Annotated in this window: 18 protein-coding genes; 16 read left to right on the top strand and 2 right to left on the bottom strand. The window is 67.3% G+C overall.

Annotation, left to right across the window (positions count from 1 at the left end; all coding sequences use genetic code 11):
- Positions 1–70 precede the first annotated feature (70 nt).
- On the top strand, positions 71–1,000 hold the full coding sequence (locus tag BKK81_RS01425; RefSeq protein ID WP_071010431.1) for an alpha/beta hydrolase: 930 nt from the start codon (positions 71–73) through the stop codon (positions 998–1,000).
- Positions 1,001–1,072: 72 nt separating this feature from the next.
- Here the strand turns inward: BKK81_RS01425 and BKK81_RS01420 are convergent, their stop codons facing one another.
- Positions 1,073–1,951, bottom strand: coding sequence for a LysR family transcriptional regulator (locus tag BKK81_RS01420; protein ID WP_071010430.1), 879 nt, complete (start codon positions 1,949–1,951; stop codon positions 1,073–1,075).
- A 234-nt stretch (positions 1,952–2,185) separates the two neighbouring features.
- On the opposite strand from BKK81_RS01420, the gene BKK81_RS01415 reads away from it, so the two are divergent.
- The 11 genes from BKK81_RS01415 (at position 2,186) to BKK81_RS01365 (ending at position 15,642) form a co-directional block, all read left to right on the top strand.
- Positions 2,186–3,799 (top strand): GMC family oxidoreductase, encoded by a 1,614-nt coding sequence (locus BKK81_RS01415; protein ID WP_071010429.1) that lies wholly within the window; start codon positions 2,186–2,188, stop codon positions 3,797–3,799.
- A gap of 384 nt (positions 3,800–4,183) precedes the next feature.
- Complete coding sequence (locus BKK81_RS01410) at positions 4,184–4,960, top strand: ABC transporter ATP-binding protein (protein ID WP_071010427.1); 777 nt, start codon at positions 4,184–4,186, stop codon at positions 4,958–4,960.
- 29 nt (positions 4,961–4,989) lie between these two features.
- Positions 4,990–5,733 carry an ABC transporter ATP-binding protein gene (locus tag BKK81_RS01405; protein WP_071010425.1) on the top strand — a complete coding sequence of 248 codons (744 nt, stop codon included), beginning with the start codon at positions 4,990–4,992 and terminating at the stop codon, positions 5,731–5,733.
- 78 nt (positions 5,734–5,811) lie between these two features.
- Positions 5,812–7,020: an ABC transporter substrate-binding protein gene (locus tag BKK81_RS01400; RefSeq protein ID WP_071010423.1), complete on the top strand. Its 1,209-nt coding sequence runs from the start codon at positions 5,812–5,814 to the stop codon at positions 7,018–7,020.
- 214 nt (positions 7,021–7,234) lie between these two features.
- Complete coding sequence (locus tag BKK81_RS01395; RefSeq protein WP_071010422.1) at positions 7,235–8,119, top strand: branched-chain amino acid ABC transporter permease; 885 nt, start codon at positions 7,235–7,237, stop codon at positions 8,117–8,119.
- A 74-nt stretch (positions 8,120–8,193) separates the two neighbouring features.
- Positions 8,194–9,165 (top strand): branched-chain amino acid ABC transporter permease, encoded by a 972-nt coding sequence (locus BKK81_RS01390; RefSeq protein WP_197523940.1) that lies wholly within the window; start codon positions 8,194–8,196, stop codon positions 9,163–9,165.
- 484 nt (positions 9,166–9,649) lie between these two features.
- Entirely contained in the window at positions 9,650–10,093 is a 444-nt protein-coding gene (locus BKK81_RS01385; protein ID WP_231907956.1) for a hypothetical protein, read from the top strand.
- Between the two features lie 295 nt (positions 10,094–10,388).
- Positions 10,389–11,543, top strand: a complete 1,155-nt coding sequence (locus BKK81_RS01380) for an ABC transporter substrate-binding protein (protein ID WP_071010420.1) — start codon at positions 10,389–10,391, stop codon at positions 11,541–11,543.
- A 456-nt stretch (positions 11,544–11,999) separates the two neighbouring features.
- Complete coding sequence (locus BKK81_RS01375) at positions 12,000–13,052, top strand: branched-chain amino acid ABC transporter permease (RefSeq protein ID WP_071010419.1); 1,053 nt, start codon at positions 12,000–12,002, stop codon at positions 13,050–13,052.
- A gap of 3 nt (positions 13,053–13,055) precedes the next feature.
- Complete coding sequence (locus BKK81_RS01370) at positions 13,056–14,885, top strand: branched-chain amino acid ABC transporter ATP-binding protein/permease (RefSeq protein ID WP_071010417.1); 1,830 nt, start codon at positions 13,056–13,058, stop codon at positions 14,883–14,885.
- Between the two features lie 13 nt (positions 14,886–14,898).
- Positions 14,899–15,642, top strand: coding sequence for an ABC transporter ATP-binding protein (locus BKK81_RS01365; protein ID WP_071010415.1), 744 nt, complete (start codon positions 14,899–14,901; stop codon positions 15,640–15,642).
- A 264-nt stretch (positions 15,643–15,906) separates the two neighbouring features.
- Here BKK81_RS01365 and BKK81_RS01360 read toward each other — a convergent pair whose 3' ends face one another.
- Positions 15,907–16,851 (bottom strand): LysR substrate-binding domain-containing protein, encoded by a 945-nt coding sequence (locus tag BKK81_RS01360; RefSeq protein ID WP_071010414.1) that lies wholly within the window; start codon positions 16,849–16,851, stop codon positions 15,907–15,909.
- A 124-nt stretch (positions 16,852–16,975) separates the two neighbouring features.
- Between BKK81_RS01360 and BKK81_RS01355 the strand changes: the two genes are divergently transcribed.
- The 4 genes from BKK81_RS01355 (at position 16,976) to rsmG (ending at position 21,759) form a co-directional block, all read left to right on the top strand.
- Positions 16,976–17,980 carry a tripartite tricarboxylate transporter substrate binding protein BugE gene (locus BKK81_RS01355; protein WP_071010412.1) on the top strand — a complete coding sequence of 335 codons (1,005 nt, stop codon included), beginning with the start codon at positions 16,976–16,978 and terminating at the stop codon, positions 17,978–17,980.
- 2 nt (positions 17,981–17,982) lie between these two features.
- The gene (locus BKK81_RS01350) at positions 17,983–18,858 is read left to right on the top strand and encodes an N-formylglutamate amidohydrolase (protein ID WP_071010410.1); all 876 of its coding nucleotides are present in this window, start codon (positions 17,983–17,985) and stop codon (positions 18,856–18,858) included.
- A 225-nt stretch (positions 18,859–19,083) separates the two neighbouring features.
- Complete coding sequence (mnmG, locus tag BKK81_RS01345) at positions 19,084–21,048, top strand: tRNA uridine-5-carboxymethylaminomethyl(34) synthesis enzyme MnmG (RefSeq protein ID WP_071010408.1); 1,965 nt, start codon at positions 19,084–19,086, stop codon at positions 21,046–21,048.
- The gene (rsmG, locus tag BKK81_RS01340; protein WP_071010406.1) at positions 21,049–21,759 is read left to right on the top strand and encodes a 16S rRNA (guanine(527)-N(7))-methyltransferase RsmG; all 711 of its coding nucleotides are present in this window, start codon (positions 21,049–21,051) and stop codon (positions 21,757–21,759) included. It begins immediately after the preceding gene.
- Positions 21,760–21,780: the final 21 nt, after the last annotated feature.

Here is a 21,780-nt window from a genome sequence, read left to right as displayed (position 1 = left end):
TGGGCGTGTGGTGGACGTGCGGTGGACGTGCGGTGGACGCGTGGCTGACTCTTGGGGGGAGAGGAGAGGGATGGAGCAATCGACTACCGACGCGGGCACCGTGCCGCCGCAAGGCGCCGCCGCCGCCGAAGCCGCGGCGGCCTGCGTGGCGCTGCGCAGCCACCAGCGCATGCGTGACGGCACCGAACTGCTGCTGCGCACCTGGGAACCCGATGCAAGCCGCTTTCCCGCCGCCCTCGGCAGCGTGCTGCTGGTGCACGGCCTGGCCGAGCACAGCGGCCGCTACCAGCACGTGGCGCAGGTCTTGTGCGGGCTCGGCCTGCGCGTGCGTGCCTACGACCAGCGAGGCCACGGCGCCAGCGGTGGCGCGCGCATGGTGGCCGACCGTCCCGATGTCTTCGTCGACGACCTGGCCGAGATCTACGACGTGGCCACGGCGCAGTGGCACGAGCTGCCCTTCCTGTTCGGCCACAGCATGGGCGGCCTGGTCGCGGCACGGTTCGCCACCCAGCGCGTGCGCCCGCTCCGAGCGCTGGTGCTGTCCTCGCCGGCGCTGGCGCTGCGGCTGGGCGGCGCCGCGCTGACGCTGCAGCGGGTGCTGCTGACGCTGGCGCCGCGCCTGCGCATTCCCAATCCGATCGATGCACGCATGCTTTCGCACGATGCGGCGGTGGTGGCCGCCTACCGTGCCGATCCGCTGGTGCAGACCACCATCACCGCCGGCATGCTGGAGGTCTTCCTGCGCGGCATGCCGCGCGCGCAGGCCGAGGCGCCGCGGCTGGAAGCACCGATGCTGATGCTGGTCGGCGGTGACGACCGCGTGGTCGATGCCGAGGGCAGCCGCCGCTTCTTCGACCATGCGCCGCTCGAACTGCGCCGCATGGCCTGGTTCGACCATGGCTTCCATGAAGTGCTGAACGAGGCCGAGCCCTTGCGCGGCGAAGTGATGGCGGCGCTCACCGGCTGGCTGCGCGAGCGGCTGCAGCCGCCGCCGGCCTGATCGTCACCTGAGCGCCACCTGAGCACCACCTGAGCGTCGTCGGAACGCCGCCGGGCTGCCCGATGGCCCGGCTCAGGGCTGGAACACCGCGGCGGTGAGGTCGAACAGCGCGGCAATGGCCGGCTCGTTGCGCCGCGCGGCCAGGGTCACCAGCGTCAGCTCGGTCTGCACCGACATTTCTTCCAGCACCACCAGGCCGTGCGCGTGCGATTCGCGCAGTGCGATCGCGTCGCGCACCAGCGACAGGCCCACGCCCGAGCGCACCAGGTCCAGCATCGACGCCTCCTGGTCCACCTGGGCCACCTTGACCGGCACCGCGCCGACGCTGTCGAAGCGCGCGCTCAGCAGCCGGCTGTGCGCCGACTCGGGCGGCGTCCAGATCCACGGCAGCGCGGCAAGCTGCGCCCAGGAGCGCCGGGCGGTGCGTTCGCGCCAGCCCTTGGGCGCCACCACGTAGTAGCGGAAGGGCGTCAGCGCCAGCGCATGGAACAGCTTCTCGGGCGGACGCCCGAGGTAGAAGCCCGCATCGAGCGCGCCCGCGCGTACCTGCTGCAGCACCCAGCCCGACATGCCGTGGCGCAGTTCGGTGCGGATCTGCGGATGGCGCTCGACCAGGGCGCGCAGCGTGACGCCGAGGCGCGTGAATTCGGGATCGAGGATGGTGCCGATGGCGAGCTGGCCGCGCACGGCGTGGTGCATCGCGCCGACCGTATGCTGCAGGTCGCCCGCGGCCTCCAGGATGCGTTCGGCCAGCGGCAGCAGCACGGCGCCGTCGGCGCTCAGCACGAGGCCGGCAGCGGTGCGCTGGAACAGGCGGAGCTGCCAGTCCGCCTGCAGGTGCTTGAGCTGCAGGCTCACGGCGGGCTGGGTCAGGTGCAGCCGCTGCGCGGCGCGGGTCAGGTTGCCTTCGCGCGCGACAGCGACGAAGGCGCGCAGTTGTACGAGGTCCACGGCAGGCGGAGAGCAGCCGATAGTGCGCTGCAATATTTTGCGATCCTTATATTGGGCTTGACGATAAATCATTGGACGAGTGTGCGCAAATGCGAGACGCTTGCCGTCGCCCGCCGGGATGCCAGCCGTCTGCGCGCGACGGCACGCTGCCAGGGAACCGCGGCAGCGCGCCAGGGTCATGAGGAAATGCAAACTCGCTCCGGTGCCGTACCGACAGGACGTGACAAGGGAAACATGGAGACCTACGACTACATCATCGTCGGCGCCGGCTCGGCCGGCTGCGTGCTGGCCAACCGCCTGAGCCAGGACAGCAATGTCAACGTGCTGCTGCTGGAGGCCGGCGGCAAGGACGACTATCACTGGATCCATATTCCGGTGGGCTATCTCTACTGCATCGGCAATCCGCGCACCGACTGGCTGTACCGCACCGCGGCCGAGGCCGGGCTGGACGGGCGCTCGCTCGGCTATCCGCGCGGGCGCGTGCTGGGCGGCTCGTCCTCGATCAACGGCATGATCTATATGCGTGGGCAGCGCGAGGACTACGACGCGTGGGCGCGCCTGAGCGGCGACGAAGGCTGGAGCTGGGACCGGGTGCTGCCGTTGTTCAAGCGCAGCGAAGACCACCATCGCGGTGCCAGCGAATTCCACGGCGCCGGCGGTGAATGGCGTGTCGAAGGGCAGCGGCTGCGCTGGGAAGTGCTGGAGCGCTTCATGGACGCGGCCGAGCAGGCCGGCATTCCGCGCACCGACGATTTCAACCGGGGCGACAACTTCGGCGTCGGCTATTTCGAGGTCAACCAGCGCCGCGGTATCCGCTGGAACACTTCGAAGGCCTTCCTGCGTGGCGCCTCGGATCGGCCCAACCTGACCATCATCACCGGTGCCCAGGTCAGTGAGCTGACCTTCGACGGGCAGCGCTGCCACGGGGTGCGCTTCACCGGCGCCGGCCGGCAGCACGAGGCCCGCGCCGCGCGCGAGGTGATCCTGGCGGCGGGCGCGGTCAATACACCGCAGCTGCTGGAACTGTCGGGCATCGGCCAGCCGGAACGCCTGCGCGCGCTGGGCATCGCCGTGCGCCAGGCGCTGCCGGGCGTCGGCGAGAACCTGCAGGACCACTTGCAGCTGCGCACGGTGGTCAAGGTGGACGGCGTACGCACGCTCAATACACAGGTCGCGCACTGGTGGGGCAAGCTCGGCATCGGCCTGCAGTACGTCGTCAACCAGAGCGGCCCGATGAGCATGGCGCCGTCGCAGCTCGGCGCCTTTGCGCGCTCCGATCCCGGCCAGGCGCGCCCCAATCTCGAATATCACGTGCAGCCGCTCTCGCTCGACAAGTTCGGCGAGCCGCTGCACAGCTTCAACGCCTTCACCGCCAGCGTGTGCAACCTGCGCCCGAGCTCGCGCGGCAGCGTGCATATCGAGGCCGCTGACTTCCGCCGGCCGCCGGTCATCGCCCCGCGCTACCTGTCGACGGAAGAGGACCGCAAGGTGGCGGCCGATTCGCTGCGCCTGACGCGGCGCATCGTGGCCTCGCCCGCGCTGGCGCCGTTCCGTCCGCAGGAGTGGCTGCCGGGTCCCGGCGCGGAGAGCGACGAGGCGCTGGCCGAGGCGGCCGGCAAGATCGGCACCACTATCTTCCATCCGGTCGGTACCTGCCGCATGGGCCGTGCCGACGATGAGCAGGCCGTGGTCGATCCGCGCCTGCGGGTGCGCGGCGTGGCCGGCTTGCGCGTGGTGGACGCCTCGGTGATGCCGCTGATCACCTCGGGAAACACCAATTCGCCCACCATCATGATCGCCGAACGGGCCAGTGACATGATCCGCGAAGACTGGCGCCGCACGGCTTGAGCGAGGGCGGTGCGCGGCCTGCGCGCGAGCGGCGATCCCGTCCTTCGGAGGGGCCGCACCGACGTCATGAACATGACACGTGGTTCATGTTTCATGATTAGTGCAAACCCGGATGTTTTGCGACGCAGCAGGCGCACACAATAGACGCCTCAATCCGTGCAGCAGCCTGCACACGCGCTCTCCGGCCGATCACGGAAGACGCGGGCAGCGGGCAGCGCTGCATGGCGGCAAGAAGAATAAAAGACGTGCGGCGCGCGGACCAGGCGTGCCGCGAACGGTCGAAGCGCGGACACGACATCTCCGGGAGAGATGCGCGCGACGGTTCCAACCATTTGTCAGTGCCGGGCACGAGCCGGCATCCAGCAAGAGGGCGGGCAGGAGACTATGAATCAACAGGAAACCATCCTGGAAACACGGAACCTCACCAAGGAGTTCAAGGGGTTCACCGCCGTCAGCGATGTCAGCCTGCGCGTGCGGCGCGGCGCCATCCACGCGCTGATCGGCCCCAACGGGGCAGGCAAGACGACCTGCTTCAATCTGCTGACCAAGTTCCTGGAGCCGACCTCCGGCACCATCCTCTTCAACGGCATCGACATCACGCGCGAGAGGCCCGCGCAGATCGCGCGCCGCGGCGTGATCCGTTCCTTCCAGATCTCGGCGGTGTTCCCGCACCTGACCGCGCTGGAGAACGTGCGCATCGGCCTGCAGCGTCAGCTCGGCACCGCGATGCACTTCTGGCGCAGCGAGCGTTCGCTGGAAGTGCTGAACGACCGCGCCATGGAACTGCTCGAGCAGGTCGGCCTGACCGAGTTCGCCGACACCGTCACGGTGAACATGCCCTACGGCCGCAAGCGCGCGCTGGAGATTGCCACTACGCTGGCGATGGAGCCCGAGCTGATGCTGCTCGACGAGCCCACCCAGGGCATGGGTCACGAGGACGTCGACCGCGTCACGCAATTGATCAAGAAGGTGTCGGCGGGGCGCACCATCCTGATGGTCGAACACAATATGAACGTGGTCTCGTCGATCGCCGACAAGATCACGGTGCTGCAGCGCGGGGCCATTCTCGCCGAGGGCCCGTACGCGGAGGTGTCGAAGGACCCGCGCGTGATGGAAGCCTATATGGGCACCGCCGACGCCGAGCTGCAGGGCGCCCACTGAGCACGCCGACAGGGCGAAAGGACAGCGACATGAGCACCGAAGTGGGTACACAAGCGGGCGCGGCCGGTACGCCTGCGCTGGAAATCCGCGACCTGCACGCATGGTATGGCGAATCTCACATCCTGCACGGCGTGGACCTGACCGTGAACCGCGGCGAGGTGGTCACGCTGCTCGGGCGCAACGGCGCCGGGCGCACTACCACGCTGCGCGCCATCATGGGCCTGACCGGTGCGCGCAAGGGCTCGATCCGGGTCAACGGGCGCGAGACCATCCAGCTGCCGACGCACAAGATCGCGCATTGCGGCATCGGCTACTGCCCCGAGGAGCGCGGCATCTTCTCCAGCCTGTCGTGCGAGGAGAACCTGCTGCTGCCGCCGCACCTGAAAGGGCAGGGCGCGGGCATGAGCGAGGCCGAGATCTACGAGATGTTCCCCAACCTGAAGGAGCGCCGCCAGAGCCAGGGCACGCGCCTGTCGGGCGGGGAGCAGCAGATGCTGGCGGTCGGGCGCATCCTGCGCACCGGCGCCAACCTGCTGCTGCTCGACGAGATCTCGGAAGGGCTGGCGCCGGTGATCGTGCAGGCGCTGGCGCGCATGATCCTGACCCTGAAGAAGAAGGGCTACACGGTCGTGATGGTGGAGCAGAACTTCCGCTTCGCGGCGCCATTGGCGGACCGCTTCTACGTGATGGAGCACGGCGCCATCGTCGAACGCTTCGGCGCCGCCGAACTGCAGCAGAAGATGCCGGTGCTGCATGAACTGCTTGGGGTCTGACCCGCGCGAGCGGGTCGCAGCATGGTGCAAGAGCAGCAACCGGCGGCGTAGGGGCCGCCGCAACTCAGGAGACAAGCAATGAAGATGACTCGGCTGGCGGCCGCGATGGCTGCCTTGGCAATGGGCACGGTATCGGGTATGGCTGCGGCGCAGGTGTCGGGTGACACGGTCAAGATCGGCTACATCACCGACATGTCGGGCCTGTATGCCGACATCGACGGCCCGGGCGGCCTCGAGGCGATCAAGATGGCGATCGAGGATGCCGGCGGCAAGGTGCTCGGCAAGCCGATCGAGCTGGTCTCGGCCGACCACCAGAACAAGGCCGACATCGCCGCCTCGAAGGCGCGCGAATGGATGGACCAGCAGGGCCTGGACGTGCTGATCGGCGGCACCAATTCGGCCACCGGCCTGGCCATGAACAAGGTCGCGGCGGAGAAGAAGCGGGTCTACTTCAATATCGGCGCCGGCACCGCGCGCCTGACCAACGAGGAATGCACGCCCTACACGGTCCACTACGCCTATGACACGGTGGCGCTGGCCAAGGGCACCGGCAGCGCGGTGGTCAAGCAGGGCGGCAAGTCGTGGTTCTTCCTGACCGCCGACTACGCCTTCGGCCACTCGCTGGAGAACGATACGGCAGCGGTGGTCAAGGCCAATGGCGGCACCGTGGTGGGTTCGGTGCGCCATCCGCTGTCGGCTTCCGACTTCTCGTCCTTCCTGCTGCAGGCGCAGGCGTCGAAGGCGCAGATCCTGGGCCTGGCCAACGCCGGCGGCGACACCATCAACGCGATCAAGGCGGCCAAGGAATTCGGCATCACCAAGACGATGAAGATCGCCGGCCTGCTGATGTTCATCAACGATATCCACAGCCTCGGGCTGAAGAACACCGAAGGCCTGCTGATGACCGACAGCTGGTACTGGGACATGAACGACGAGACGCGCAAGTTCGCCAATCGTTTCTTCGGCAAGATGAAGAAGATGCCGAGCAGCCTGCAGGCGGCCGACTACTCGGCCGCGCGCACCTACCTGAAGGCGGTGGAAGCGGCCAAGACGGACGATCCGGACAAGGTCATGGCCGAGCTGAAGAAGATGAAGATCAACGACTTCTACACCAAGGGCTACATCCGCCAGGACGGTCGCGGCATCCACGACATGTACCTGATGCAGGTGAAGTCGCCGGCCGAGTCGAAGAAGCCCTGGGACTACCTGAAGGTGGTGGCGACCATCCCGGGCGACCAGGCCTTCACCACGGTGGCCGAGTCGAAGTGCGCACTGATGAAGAAGTAAGGCGCGGACCGCGCCGGGCCTGACGGTCCGGCCGGTCGCGGGCCCGGTCCGCGCAAGCGGGCGGGGCGGGGGAAGCGGGCCGGTCCGGCCGGTGCCGCGCACGGGCCGCGGCATGGCGGCGGCGCGCGCGACGGCCAGCGCGCTTCCCCGATCCCTTCTCCTGCCGCGCGGGAGCAGGGTGGCAATCACTCGGCAATGGAAACGGCTATCCGCCATGGACATCTTCGGAATACCTCTGCCCGCCATGCTGTCCCAGCTGCTGCTGGGGCTGGTCAACGGGGCCTTCTACGCGATGCTGAGCCTGGGCCTGGCGGTGATCTTCGGGCTGCTCAACGTCATCAATTTCGCGCACGGCGCGCTCTTCATGCTCGGTGCGGTACTGACCTGGATGGGCATGGAGTACGCCGGGCTCAGCTACTGGTGGATGCTGGTGCTGGCGCCGCTGGCGGTGGCGCTGATCGGCGTGGTGATCGAGCGCACCATGCTGCGCTGGATCTACAAGCTCGACCATATCTACGGCCTGCTGCTGACGCTGGGCATCACGCTGGTGGTCGAGGGCGTGTTCCGCTCCATCTTCGGCGTGTCGGGCCTGCCCTACTCGCCGCCGGATGCGCTGCAGGGCGCCACCGACCTGGGCTTTATGATCCTGCCCAACTACCGTGCCTGGGTGGTGGTGGCGTCGATCGCGGTGTGCCTGGCGACCTGGTACGTCATCGAGAAGACCAAGCTCGGCGCCTACCTGCGCGCGGGTACCGAGAATCCCAAGATGGTCGAGGCCTTCGGCATCAACGTGCCGTTGATGGTCACGCTGACCTACGGTTTCGGCGTGGCCCTGGCCGCCTTTGCCGGCGTGCTGGCGGCGCCCGTGATCCAGGTCTCGCCGCTGATGGGCCAGCACCTGATCATCGTGGTCTTCGCGGTGGTGGTGATCGGCGGCATGGGTTCGATCATGGGCTCGATCATCACCGGTCTGGGGCTCGGCGTGATCGAGGGGCTGACCAAGGTGTTCTATCCCGAGGCCTCGTCGACGGTAGTGTTCTTCATCATGGTCATCGTGCTGCTGCTGCGGCCGGCCGGCCTGTTCGGGAGAGAAAAGTGACTGGCGGACGAGCGCAGGGGACTGGCGTGGCGGCCGCGGTGGCCGGGGCGGATCGGGCAAGAGAGGGGCGTGGCGTGCAGAAGAAGATTTGGTATGGATTGCTGCTGGCGGGACTGATCGTCGCGCCGCTCGCCGGTGCCTATCCGGTGTTCGTGCTCAAGGTGCTGTGCTTCGCCTTGTTCGCCTGTGCCTTCAACCTGCTGATCGGCTACACGGGGCTGCTGTCGTTCGGCCACGCCGCCTTCTTCGGGGGGGCGGCCTACACGGCCGGCTATGCCATGAAGGCCTGGGGCGTGACGCCGGAAGTCGGGCTGGTGCTGGGCACCGTGGTCGGCGCGGCCATCGGCTACGTGGTGGGGGCGCTGGCGATCCGGCGCCAGGGCATCTACTTCTCGATGATCACGCTGGCGCTGGCGCAGATGCTGTACTTCTTCTGCCTGCAGGCGCCGTTTACCGGCGGCGAGGATGGGCTGCAGGGGGTGCCGCGCGGCAAGCTGTTCGGCGTGCTGCCGCTGGACAGCGACGTCACGCTCTACTATGTGGCGCTGGTGATCTTCGTGGCCGCCTTCGCCTTGATCGTGCGCACGGTGCATTCGCCCTTCGGCCAGATACTGAAGGCGATCAAGGAGAACGAGCCGCGCGCGGTCTCGCTCGGCTACGACACCGATCGCTTCAAGCTGCAGGCCTTCGTGCTGTCCGCGGCGCTGTCGGGGCTGGCCGGGGCGATCAAGGCCCTGGTGCTGGGCTTCGCCACGCTGACCGACGTGCACTGGTCGATGTCGGGCTCGGTGATCCTGATGACGCTGGTGGGCGGCCTCGGCACCCTGTCGGGTCCGCTGGCGGGTGCGTTCGTGGTCGTCGCGCTGGAGAACAAGCTGGGCGACATCGGCACCTTCCTGGCCTCGATGACGGGCATCGGCTGGTTCAATTCGCTGGGCGAGTCGGTGACGACGGTGACCGGCGTGATCTTCGTGATCTGTGTGCTGACCTTCCGCCGTGGCATCATGGGCGAGTTGCTGGCCCGCTTCGGGCGCCGGACGGGTTGATCGGGCGCCACGCCGGGACGATGAAAAAGTGACCCGTCGATGGCATGCCCGATTTTGGGGCTAGGGTTTCTGCTAGCTTGTCTCGAACGCACCGCTTCGTTACATTCCATATACGGTTTTCGCAGGTTAAATGGAGGCGGAAGCGAGGAGACGACAGGCGCGCACCCGGTGTCGGGTTGCAGTGCCAATAAAATAAAGGGCGTTGCCGGGTGATCCTCGGCAGCGCCTTTTTCCATTCCACCTCCAGTAATGCGCCGTAGCCGGCATGTGGCTACATCTGGGAATGCACCAGATGAGTGCGTTTGCTGCATTTGCCGCATTTGCGAGTGCATTCGACGGCATGTGCGGCCATGCGACAATGCTCGCTCCGCCGTGGGGCCGGATGGCGCAGTACGCCGCGTTCCGCCTCGGCCCCCGACTATTCCTTCCTCCCGGTCCCTCCGTGTCCCTCTCTCCCCCGCCGGACCCGTTTCTGCCGCCCGGGTTGTCCGTACGGCCCGCCGTCGCCGCCGATCTTCCGCTGTTGTCGTCCTGGCTGGACCGGGCGCGCCCCTTGCCGGTGCCGGCGCAGCGGGGCCGCCAGTTGCTGCTGGCGTCGCAGCTCAGCCGTCCGGAGCAGGGTGGTTGCCTGTTGTGCGAGGCGGGTGAGCGCCTGGTCGGCTGCCTGTCCTTCAACGTGGTGCCTTGCCTGGCCCAGGGCGGCCTGGCCGCCCTGGCGCTCGAGTGGTGGCATGACGGCGCCGACGCCGCCCCGGCGCTGGCGGCGAGCTGCGCGATGCTGGCCGACTGGTGCCGCGCGCACGGGATCCGGCAACTGCTGCTGGCGCCGGCGCTGGTCGACGCCGCCGCGCCGCCAAAGGGATTCGCCGTGGACGCCTCCGGCCTGTGGTGCCGCATGCTGGTGCCCTCTTACAAGCGCCTGGGCTGAAGCCGGCGACTGGCGCCGCCACGTCAAGTTGCGGGCGTGACGCTTGGGGTAAATCCGGTCTGTCGGCGTAAAGTCCCTGTGCTAGACTCCATGCGCATTCCCGACCGCTCGGTCGGCGAATAGCGCGCTGCGCATCCGGGGGTAAGACGCGCAGGACGGGAAAATCGGGACGGAAACAATCGTTCCCTGCTGTAGCCGGCTGCCAGCGATGCGGCCGGTTCGAGAAGAAAGAAGGCGTCCGCCCGGCCGGAGCCGGACGGGCGCCTTTCCGTTTGCAGCAAACGAAGGAGACACGATGAAATTCAAGCGCGCCAGCTTGCTGGCCATGGCTGCGGCCGCACTGTTCGCCGGCGCGGCGAGCGCCCAGGTCAAGATCGGTGTCACGGTGTCGGCCACCGGGCCGGCTGCCTCGCTCGGCATTCCCGAGAAGAACACCATCTCGCTGCTGCCCAAGGAGATCGCCGGCAAGAAGGTCGAGTACATCGTGCTGGACGATGCTTCCGACACCACCACCGCGGTCAAGAACACGCGCAAGCTGATCAGCGAGGACAAGGTCGACGCCGTGATCGGCTCGACGGTCACGCCCAACGCGCTGGCGATGGTGGACATCGTGGCCGAGAACGATACGCCGATGATCACGCTGGCGGCCTCGGCGCGCATCATCGAGCCGATGGATGCCAAGCGCAAGTGGGCGTTCAAGACGCCGCAGAACGATTCGCACATGGCGACGGCCATCGCCGAGCACATGACCAACCACAACGTGAAGACGGTGGCTTTCATCGGCTTCGCGGACGCCTACGGCGACAGCTGGGCCGACGAGTTCGGCAAGGTGGCCGGCATGCGCAAGATCAAGGTCGTGGCCAACGAGCGCTTCGCCCGTACCGATACCTCGGTGACGGGGCAGGTGCTGAAGATGATGGCGGCCAACCCCGACGCGGTGCTGATCGCCGGCTCCGGCACGCCCGCGGCCCTGCCTGCCAAGACGCTCAAGGAACGCGGCTGGAAGGGCAAGATCTACCAGACCCACGGTGTCGCCAACGCCGACTTCCTGCGTGTCTGCGGCAAGGATTGCGAAGGCACCTTCCTGCCTGCCGGCCCGCTGCTGGTGGCCGAGCAACTGCCCGACAGCAACGCGGTGAAGAAGCCCGCGATGACCTACAAGACGGCTTACGAGAAGGCCTTCGGCGGACAGGTGTCGACTTTCGGCGGACACGCCTGGGATGCCGGCCTGCTGCTGCAACGGGCCATTCCCATCGCGCTGAAGAGCGGCGCGCAGCCGGGCACGGTCGAGTTCCGCAAGGCGTTGCGCGATGCCATGGAGCAGACCAAGGAGCTGGCCATCTCGCACGGCATCATGAACATGAGCCCGACCGACCACCTTGGCCTCGACCAGCGTGCGCGCGTGATGGTGCAGATCGTCAACGGAGCGTGGAAGCTGCAGGCCAACTAGCGACGACGGCCGGCCGCCGGACCCGGGCTGGCGGACAGGAGGCGCATGGACAGACCATGCGCCTTTTTTTTCCGCATGGTCGCGCCGGCGCGGCACGCCGCAGGGCGGGGAAGCCCTGCTTGACACTATCGCCTGCCTGCACAATGCTTAACGTGTTAATTAAATCATCGGCAAGATCGGCGATGATGGTGTTGCGCCGCGCTCGAGCATGCTGCCCGGTGTGATGGGTGCGGCCGGGACAGGGTACAGGATGCCGGCAGGCACGCTTTTGCCGCGCTGCGCCATGCTAGGGTTGCTCTGGATTTCCGCTATACGTAAGTCGTTTACTATTGTGTAATCCCTTGCGCACACGTCGCACGCGCAAGGGCGGCCCATCACGGGTCAGGCCCTCCCGGGCCGTCCCGACCTGTCCGCCCCCTCCGAAGCAGGCAGGCATTTCAACGATACGGGGAGACAATGGACCTCTCGATTGCCGCCATCCTGGCGCAGGACGGGATCACCTCGGGCGCGATCTACGCGCTGCTGGCGCTGGCGCTGGTGCTGGTGTTCTCGGTGACCCGCGTCATCTTCATCCCGCAAGGGGAATTCGTTGCCTACGGGGCGCTGACACTGGCCGCGATCCAGGCCGGCCAGGCGCCGCAGACGAGCTGGCTGGTGCTCGTCATGGGTGTGCTGACCTTCCTCTACGAGTGCGCCACCGTCCTGCGCAGCGCCGAACTGCGGCGCACCGCCGGCCGCCGCCTTGCCGTGCTGGCCGGCAAGTACCTGCTGTTCCCGCTGGCCGTGCACCTGCTGGCGCAGCGCTTGGGCGCCACGCCGATGCCGATGGCGGCGCAGATCGCGCTGACCTTGCTGATCGTGATCCCGATCGGCCCGATGCTGTATCGCCTGGCCTACCAGCCGCTGGCCGAAGCCAGCACGCTGGTGCTGCTGATCGTCTCGGTCGGCGTGCACTTCGCCATGGTCGGCCTGGGCCTGGTGATGTTCGGCGCCGAGGGGTCGCGCACCACGGCATTCTCCGATGCCAACTGGAACCTGGGCGGCCTGGCGGTATCGGGCCAGAGCTTGTGGGTGGTGGGCATGTCGGCGGTACTGATCGCAGCCCTGTACTTCTATTTCGAGCGCACCATTCCCGGCAAGGCGCTGCGCGCCACCGCGGTGAACCGGCTGGGCGCGCGCCTGGTTGGCATCGGCACCACGCAGGCCGGCCGGCTCTCGTTCACGCTGGCGGCGGCCATGGGCGCGCTGTGCGGCATCCTGATCGCGCCGCTGACCACGGTCTACTACGAGTCGGGCTTCCTGATCGGGCTCAAGGGCTTCGTGGGTGCGATCGTGGGCGGCCTGGCAAGCTATCCGGTGGCCGCCGCCGGTGCGCTGCTGGTGGGGCTGCTGGAGTCGTACTCCTCGTTCTGGGCGAGCGCCTTCAAGGAGGTCATCGTCTTCACCCTGATCATTCCGGTGCTGCTGTGGCGCTCGCTCAACAGCAAACCTGTCGAGGAAGAGGAATAAGCGATGACGATGCTGACCGACAAGCAGCAGGCCGTGGCGGGCAGCCGCGGCGGGCTGACCCGCAACCGTGTGCTGACGCTCCTCTTCGCGCTGTGCCTGCTGCTGCTGCCGGCGCTGCCGACGCCGGAGTACTGGATCACGCTGGGCAACTACATCGGGCTCTACAGCATCGTGGCCATCGGCCTGGTGCTGCTGACCGGGGTCGGCGGCATGACCTCGTTCGGCCAGGCCGCCTTCGTCGGCCTGGGGGCCTACGGCACGGCCTACCTGAGTACGCAGGTGGGCCTGTCGCCGTGGCTGGGCCTGCTGGCCGGCCTGCTGGTCACCATGGCCTGTGCCTATGTGATCGGGCTGATCACCATGCGCATGTCCGGCCACTACCTGCCGCTGGCGACCATTGCCTGGGGCCTGTCGCTGTTCTTCCTGTTCGGCAACCTGGACTTTCTCGGCAAGTACGACGGCCTCAACGGCATTCCCGTGCTGAGCCTGTTCGGCATCGAGCTGGGCTCGGGCCGCGCGATGTTCTACCTGATCTGGGCGGTGGTGCTGCTGGCCGTGCTGGCCGTGCAGAACCTGCTCAACTCGCGTCCTGGCCGCGCCATCCGCGCGCTCAAGGGCGGCGGCGTGATGGCCGAGGCGATGGGGGTCAACACCGCGTGGATGAAGGTGGTGATCTTCGTGGTGGCGGCGATGCTGGCCTGCGTCTCCGGCTTCCTCTACGCGCACCTGCAGCGCGCGGTGAACCCCACGCCGTTCGGGCTGAACTACGGCATCGAGTACCTGTTCATGGCGGTGGTCGGCGGCGTCGGCCACGTCTGGGGCGCGGTGCTCGGCGCCGGCGTGCTGACCATCCTGAAGGATGTGCTGCAGGGCGTGCTGCCCAAGCTGCTGGGCGCTAACGGCAACTTCGAGATCATCGTCTTCGGCGTGCTGCTGGTCCTGCTGCTGCAGCATGCGCGCGAAGGCATCTGGCCTTTCCTGAAGAAGCTGTTCCCGGCCGCGCCGCCGGTGGTCGCGCCCGAGCACGCGCCGGCCCTGGCGGTACGGCCGAAGCCGGCGGCCGGCGAGCTGCTGCTCGACGTGCGCGCCGCGCGCAAGGAGTTTGGCGGGCTGGTGGCCGTCAACGATGTCAGCTTCCAGGTGCGGGCCGGCGAGATCATCGGCCTGATCGGCCCGAACGGCGCCGGCAAGTCGACCACCTTCAACCTGGTGACGGGCGTGCTGCCGGTCACGCGCGGCGAGGTGCGCTACCGTGGCGAGGTGATATCGAGCCTGCCCTCGCGCGAGATCGTCAAGCGCGGTATCGGCCGCACCTTCCAGCACGTGCACCTGCTGCCGACCATGACGGTGCTGGAGAACGTGGCCATCGGCGCTCACCTGCGCGGCGATTTCCGTGCGCAGGGGGGCGTGTCGGCGGCGGTGCTGCGGCTCAACCGCGCCGAGGAGGAGAAGCTGCTGTTCGAGGCCGCGCGCCAGCTCGAGCGCGTGGGCCTGGCCGACTGCATGTACATGGAGGCGGGCAGCCTCGCGCTCGGCCAGCAGCGCATCCTGGAGATCGCGCGCGCGCTGTGCTGCGATCCGGCGCTGCTGCTGCTCGACGAGCCGGCCGCGGGCCTGCGCTACAAGGAGAAGCAGGCGCTGGCGGCCTTGCTGAAGAAGCTCAAGGGCGAGGGCATGAGCGTGCTGCTGGTCGAGCACGACATGGACTTCGTGATGAACCTGACGGACCGGCTGGTGGTGATGGAATTCGGCACGCGCATTGCCGAAGGCGTGCCGGAGGCGGTGCAGAAGGATCCGGCAGTGCTGGAAGCCTACCTGGGCGGCGTGGAATGACGGGGGAGCGGAAATGAGCCTGATCCTGGAAGTGAAGGACCTGCATGTGCGCTACGGCAAGGTCGAGGCGGTGCACGGCGCCAACCTGAAGGTGGAAGCGGGCCGCATCGTCACCGTGATCGGTCCGAACGGCGCCGGCAAGTCGACCATGCTGAACGCCATCATGGGGGCGCTGCCGTCGACCGGTTCGGCCACCGGCGAGGTGCGCTACCTGGGCCACGACATGGCCGGCATCCCGGTCGAGGGGCGCGTCTCGCGCGGCATGTGCCTGGTGCCGGAGAAGCGCGAGTTGTTCGCCACCATGAGCGTGGAGGACAACCTGCTGCTGGGCGCCTACCGGCGCAAGCGCGCGGGCGAGAAGAACTTCCTCGACCAGAAGGAGGTGGTCTACGAACTGTTCCCGCGCCTGAAGGAGCGCGCGAAGCAGGAAGCCGGCACGCTGTCCGGCGGCGAGCGGCAGATGCTGGCGGTCGGACGCGCCTTGATGGCCAAGCCCAGCTTGCTGATGCTGGACGAACCCAGCCTCGGGCTGGCGCCGCTGATCGTCAAGGAGATCTTCCATATCATCAGCGATCTGCGCCGCACTGGCGTGGCCACGCTGCTGATCGAGCAGAATGCGCGTGCCGCGCTGCAGGTGGCCGACTACGCCTACGTGATCGAGACCGGCGACATGTCGATGGAAGGACCGGCAGCGGAACTGGCCGCCAATCCGCGTGTGATCGAAACCTACCTGGGGCTGGCCAAGAAGGCGGCATAGCACTCCGGGGAGTGCTTGCACCGCGCCTCGAATGCGCTTGATGAATAACGGCACGCATTGCGTGCCGTTATTCATTTGTCGGGCGGATAGCTTTGCCCTGGTGAGGCGTCTCTTGGGCGCGATGGGATCGCACAATACCGGATAGAGGCTTCCGTGGCGCTGTGCATATGCCTCCCACCCGGGAAGCCACGGAGTTCAGCGGTTGAGCGTTGCAATCAACGGCAGTTTATTTGCATGAAGAATTGCACGGTTGTTTTTTGCAATTCATTCATCCGTCACGTGCATAAACTGTCCGGCATCGAGAACATCGGGATCCCGTCCCGCAATCTCCAGCAGCCAGGCGCGGAAATGCTCCAGCGCCGGATGGCTGCGCCCGCGCGGCGCGCACAGGTAATAGCCGCGTTGCAGGCGGATCGGCAGGTCGAATGGCACGGCCACGCTGCCGGATGCGATCTCGTCGCGCACCAGACAGCGCTGCAGCACGGCCAGCCCCATATCGGCCTTGACCGCCTGCACCAGGATCGACACCTGGTCGAAGCCGGTGGACAGGCGGGGCGCAGCGTCGGGTACGCCTGCCGCCCGCAGCCAGTTCTGCCAGTTTGCCGGCGCTGTGGTGTGGTGCAGCAGCGGCTCGTCCTGCAGTTCCGCGGGATGGCGCCAGCGGCCTTCGGCGCTGCGCAGGGCGGCTCGGCTGGGGTGGCAGATCGGCACCATCTCGCTGCCGATCACGTAGTCGGCCTGCCATTGCGGCCACTGTCCGGCGGTGCCGGCGAGGATGGCGGCGTCAGGGGCCGGGCCGGAGAAGTCCTCCTTGCGGCGATAGGGCACGAAGTCCAGCACGATGTCGGGGTGGCGCCGGTGGAAATCGGGCAGCCGCGGCACCAGCCAGACGCTGGCCAGGGTCGGCACGGCGGACAGGGTCAGGGCGTGGCGCCGGTCGCCGGCGAGGAGGGCGGTGCTGGCGCTCTCGATTGCCGCCAGCGGTCCCGCGACCGCTTCGAGCAATTGCCGGCCGCTTGCCGTCAGCACGATGCGATGGGCGTTGCGCTGCAGCAGGGGCTGGCCGAAATGGTCCTCCAGGCGCGCGATGGCACGGCTGATGGCGCCCTGTGTCACGCACAGCTGCTCTGCCGCGCGGGTAAAGCTGCCCAGCTTCGCCGCCGCGGCGAAGGCGTGCAGTTCCGACATCGAGGGCGAGCGAATCCGCATGGGGCAGGGGAGGGGGGCGAGGATGCCCGTTGGTAATGCAAGCGTGCAATATAGTCGTTTGTGCCAGGCCGGTAAACTGCCGACACTGGCCGGCTCAATCAGGGAAAAGCCAAGGAGATATCCCATGAACCGAGCCTGTGCGCCACGCCGGCGATTCGTCCTGTCCTGCTTTGCCATTGCGGCTGTCGTGGCCGCCGCACTGCCCGCGGCTTCCGCGCTGGCGCAGGACAAGTATCCGAGCCGCCCCATCAAGTTGGTGGTACCGTTCGCCGCTGGCGGGTCGACGGACCTGATCGCACGCCTGGTCTCGGAGTATGCCGGCCGTGAGCTGGGCCAGTCGGTGGTGGTGGAGAACAAGGGGGGCGCGGGAGGCTCGCTCGGCATGGAGCAGGTCGCCCGGTCGGCGCCGGACGGCTACACCATCGGCATGGCGACGGTCAGCACCCATGGCTCGAATCCGGCGGTATTCCCCAAGCTGAGCTACGACCCGATCAAGGACTTCGCGCCGATCACCAATGTCGTGGCCATCCCCAGCGTGTTTGCCGTGCATCCGAGCGTGCCTGCCAAGACCATGCAGGAGTTCATCGCACTGGCCAAGGCCAACCCGGGCAAGTACAGCTTCGCTTCCCCGGGGGCGGGTTCGCTCGGGCACGTCAACATCGAGAACTTCATGATGCTGGCGAAGATCGACCTGCTGCACGTGCCGTACAAGGGAGCGGGCCTGGCCCTGAACGATGCGGTGGCGGGGCAGGTGAGCGCCATCACCGACAATCTGTCGTCGACGCTGCCACACGTGAAATCCGGCCGCCTGCGTGCGCTGGCGGTACTGGGCGCGGCGCGCTCACCGCTGCTGCCGAACGTGCCGACCTATGCGGAGCTGGGCTTCAAGGATATGGGCGACGGCGGCTGGTTCGGCATCGTGGCACCGGCCGGTACGCCCCCCGCGATCGTCGCCAGGCTGAACGCGGCCATCCACAAGGGGATGCAGAATCCGGACTTCAAGCGCCGTGTGGAGGAGTCGGGCGGCACGCTGATCCCGAACTCGCCGGAGCAGTTCAGGGCGCAGATGCAGCAGGCGATGGCGCGCTATGCGCGTGTGGCCAAGGCCGCCAATATCAAGCTGGACTGAGCATGACGGCATCGTTCGACAAGCCGGCGGCGCCGGCACCGTTTCTCCTGTGGCAGGCGGAAGAGGGGGAGGGCGTGCCGCTGGTGTGCGATTCACCGCACAGCGGGACCTTCTACCCGGCCGATTTCGGTTCGGTGCTGCCGCAGCAGCGACTGCGCGGCGGCGAGGATACCCACGTCGAGGCCTTGTGGGAGCATGTGCCGCGCGTCGGCGGCACGCTGCTCGCGGCGACGTTCCCGCGCGTCTACATCGACCCCAACCGGACGCTGGAGGATCTCGATCCGGAACTGCTTGAAGGGGCGTGGCCGGAGCCGCTTGCGCCGGGAGAGAAGACGCGCCTGGGCTATGGCCTGGTGTGGAGCCGGATGGACTCGTCCACGCCGATCTATGCGCGCAAGCTCGGCGTGGATGAGGTCCGGCAACGGATCGACCGTTACTACCGGCCCTACCATGCCGCACTGGGGGAGGCCGTCGAGGCGGCCCATCGACGCTTCGGAGCGGTCTGGCACCTGAACCTGCATTCGATGCCGAACAATGCCTACGAGCGCTTGAAGATCCAGAGCCCGCATCCGCTGGCGGACTTCGTGCTGGGCGATCGCGACGGCAGCACCTGCGAGCCTGGCATCGTGGACCTGGTCGAGACGGTGCTGCGCGGCATGGGATACACGGTGGCGCGCAATGATCCCTACAAGGGCGTGCAGTTGATCGCGCGCATCGGCCGGCCGGCAGAGCGCCGCAACAGTCTGCAGATCGAGATCCGCCGCCCGCTCTACATGGACGAGGTGAGCCGCGAGCGCAACGGCGGCTTCGCCAAGCTGCAGCGTGACCTGGGCCTGCTGACCGAGGAGATCGCGCACTATCTGCGCAGGCAGCTCTGAGCGGGGCAAGCCGTTGTTCCACGTGAAACACTGGCTGGGCATTCCATGCCCGGCTTTTTTGTGTCCGGATTCGATGTTTCACGTGGAACACAGTCGAGGTGCCGACCGCTTCGCATTGACGATGTTTCACGTGAAACACACGCCGGCTGAAAAGGCCGCGTAGTCGAATGCCGCTATAATTCGACATCCCGTTTTCCCTCGCGACCTCCTGGAGGAGGTGTCCCCATGCTTTACCCGAAAGAGTTCGACGTTATCGTCGTCGGCGGTGGCCATGCCGGCACCGAGGCGGCGCTTGCCGCAGCCCGTATGGGCTGCCAGACCCTGCTGCTGACCCATAACATCGAGACCTTGGGGCAGATGAGCTGCAATCCGTCCATTGGCGGCATCGGCAAGGGGCATCTGGTCAAGGAAGTCGATGCCATGGGTGGGGCGATGGCCGCCGCCACCGACGAGGCCGGCATCCAGTTCCGCATTCTCAACTCCAGCAAGGGACCGGCCGTGCGCGCCACGCGTGCCCAGGCTGACCGCGTGCTGTATCGCAAGGCGATCCGCACCCGGCTGGAGAACCAGCCGAACCTGATGCTGTTCCAGCAGGCGGTCGACGACCTGATGGTGGAGGGTGACCGCGTGGTCGGGGCGATGACCCAGGTCGGCATTGCTTTCCGCGCCCGCGCCGTGGTGCTGACTGCGGGTACCTTCCTGGACGGCAAGATCCACGTCGGCCTGGATCATTACACCGGCGGACGCGCCGGCGATCCCGCCGCGGTATCGCTGTCGGCACGCCTCAAGGAGCTGAAGCTGCCGCAGGGCCGCCTGAAGACCGGCACACCGCCCCGGATCGACGGCCGCACCATCGATTTCACGGTCATGGAAGAGCAGCCGGGCGATCTTGATCCCGTGCCGGTGTTCTCCTTCCTGGGCCGCCCTGAACAGCATCCGCAACAGCTGCCGTGCTGGATCACCCATACCAACGGACTGACCCACGACATCATCCGTGGCGGCCTCGACCGCTCGCCGATGTACACGGGCGTCATCGAAGGAGTGGGGCCGCGCTATTGCCCCTCCATCGAGGACAAGATCCATCGCTTCGCCAGCAAGGAGAGCCACCAGATCTTCCTCGAGCCGGAAGGGCTGACCACGAACGAGTTCTATCCGAATGGCATCTCGACCAGCCTGCCATTCGACGTGCAGCTGGAACTGGTGCACTCGATCCGTGGCCTGGAAAGCGCACATATCCTGCGCCCCGGCTATGCCATCGAGTACGACTACTTCGACCCGCGCGCGCTGAAGGCTTCGCTGGAGAGCAAGGCGATCGAAGGCCTGTTCTTCGCCGGCCAGATCAATGGCACCACCGGCTACGAAGAAGCCGCGGCCCAGGGCCTGCTGGCTGGCATCAATGCCGGCTGCTTCGCGCGCGAGCGAGATCCGTGGACGCCGCGGCGCGATCAGGCCTACCTCGGCGTGCTGGTGGACGATCTGATCACGCGCGGCGTGACCGAGCCCTACCGCATGTTCACCAGCCGTGCCGAGTTCCGCCTGAGCCTGCGCGAGGACAACGCCGATATGCGCCTGACCGAAGCCGGCCGGGAGCTTGGTGTAGTTGACGACGTGCGTTGGGATGCGTTCAACCGCAAGCGCGACGCTGTTTCACGTGAAACAGAAAGGCTCAAGAGCACCTGGGTCAACCCGGCGCTGCTACCGCCCGAGGACGCGGTGCCGCTGCTGGGCAAGGCCATCGAGCGTGAATACAGCCTGGCCGATCTGCTGCGCCGTCCCGGTGTCAGCTATGAAGCGCTGATGGCGCTGCAGGGCGGGCGCCATGCAGCCGAGGCTCCGCTCGATGCCGAGCCGATGATCGCGGACCAGATCCGTGAGCAGATCGAGATCGGCATCAAGTACCACGGTTACATCGCCCGCCAGGCGGCCGAGGTGGACAAGCTCGGTGCCAATGAGGCAACCCGGCTGCCACCGGACTTCGACTACACCGAAGTCCGCGGCCTGGGCTTCGAAGTCAGCCAGAAACTCAACCAGCATCGCCCGGAAACGCTGGGCCAGGCTTCGCGTATCTCTGGCGTCACACCTGCTGCGATCTCGCTGCTGCTGGTTCACCTGAAGAAGAAGGGCATGGGACGCAAGGCCGGCCAGCCCGCCCAGGCCGGCACGGGCCAGCCTCCGCAAGAGGCGGCCTGAGTGACGGCGCCGAAATCCTTCGCCGGCGCGGACGACACCGCGCTGCGCCGCCGGCTCGAAGCCGGCCTGTCCGCCATCGGCCTGGCGCTTGCGCCAGGACAAGTGGATACCTTGCTCGCCTATCTGGCGCTGCTGCGCAAGTGGAACGGGGTCTACAACCTGACCGCCATCCGCCATCCCGACGAGATGCTGAGCCATCACCTGCTGGATTCGCTGGCAGCGGTGCCGGCGCTGGCCGAGGCCGCGCGCGCAGCCGCCGTGACGCCTCCGGCACGGGGCAGGGTGCTGGACGTCGGTTCGGGCGGTGGCATGCCGGGCCTGCCGCTGGCTATCTCCTGTCCGGACCTGTCGGTGCTGATGGTCGATATCGTGCAGAAGAAGACCGCCTTCCTGACCCAGTGCCGGGCGCAGCTCGGCCTGTCGAATGCCGGTGCGCACTGGGGGCCGGTGGAAAAACTGGACGATGCCCAGGGCTTCGCCGTGATCACTTCGCGTGCTTTTGCCGAGCTGGTCGATTTCGTCACCCTGTCGGGCCACCTGCTGGCACCGGGCGGCAAGCTGGTCGCGATGAAGGGCGTCTACCCGCACGCTGAACTGGAACGGATGGAGGCGGCCGGCCTGATGGCCGACTGGCAACTGGACGCCGTGCCGCGCCTGGCTGTTCCCGAACTGGACGCCGAACGGCACCTGGTGGTGCTGTCGCGCCGCTGAACCCATGCCGGAGAGGGCACG

The organism is Cupriavidus sp. USMAHM13 (assembly GCF_001854285.1).
GTDB lineage: Bacteria > Pseudomonadota > Gammaproteobacteria > Burkholderiales > Burkholderiaceae > Cupriavidus > Cupriavidus malaysiensis.
The sequence above is the reverse complement of the archived record's forward strand: the minus strand, read 5'-3'. Positions and strand labels throughout refer to the sequence as shown.

Bases quoted from the DNA above. Each gene is read 5' to 3' on its own strand.
- BKK81_RS01425 (WP_071010431.1), top strand. From the start codon at position 71: ATGGAGCAATCGACTACCGACGCGGGCACCGTGCCGCCGCAAGGCGCC.
- BKK81_RS01415 (WP_071010429.1), top strand. From the start codon at position 2,186: ATGGAGACCTACGACTACATCATCGTCGGCGCCGGCTCGGCCGGCTGC.
- BKK81_RS01410 (WP_071010427.1), top strand. From the start codon at position 4,184: ATGAATCAACAGGAAACCATCCTGGAAACACGGAACCTCACCAAGGAG.
- BKK81_RS01405 (WP_071010425.1), top strand. From the start codon at position 4,990: ATGAGCACCGAAGTGGGTACACAAGCGGGCGCGGCCGGTACGCCTGCG.
- BKK81_RS01400 (WP_071010423.1), top strand. From the start codon at position 5,812: ATGAAGATGACTCGGCTGGCGGCCGCGATGGCTGCCTTGGCAATGGGC.
- BKK81_RS01395 (WP_071010422.1), top strand. From the start codon at position 7,235: ATGGACATCTTCGGAATACCTCTGCCCGCCATGCTGTCCCAGCTGCTG.
- BKK81_RS01380 (WP_071010420.1), top strand. From the start codon at position 10,389: ATGAAATTCAAGCGCGCCAGCTTGCTGGCCATGGCTGCGGCCGCACTG.
- BKK81_RS01375 (WP_071010419.1), top strand. From the start codon at position 12,000: ATGGACCTCTCGATTGCCGCCATCCTGGCGCAGGACGGGATCACCTCG.
- BKK81_RS01370 (WP_071010417.1), top strand. From the start codon at position 13,056: ATGACGATGCTGACCGACAAGCAGCAGGCCGTGGCGGGCAGCCGCGGC.
- BKK81_RS01365 (WP_071010415.1), top strand. From the start codon at position 14,899: ATGAGCCTGATCCTGGAAGTGAAGGACCTGCATGTGCGCTACGGCAAG.
- BKK81_RS01360 (WP_071010414.1), bottom strand. From the start codon at position 16,851: ATGCGGATTCGCTCGCCCTCGATGTCGGAACTGCACGCCTTCGCCGCG.
- BKK81_RS01355 (WP_071010412.1), top strand. From the start codon at position 16,976: ATGAACCGAGCCTGTGCGCCACGCCGGCGATTCGTCCTGTCCTGCTTT.
- BKK81_RS01350 (WP_071010410.1), top strand. From the start codon at position 17,983: ATGACGGCATCGTTCGACAAGCCGGCGGCGCCGGCACCGTTTCTCCTG.
- mnmG (WP_071010408.1), top strand. From the start codon at position 19,084: ATGCTTTACCCGAAAGAGTTCGACGTTATCGTCGTCGGCGGTGGCCAT.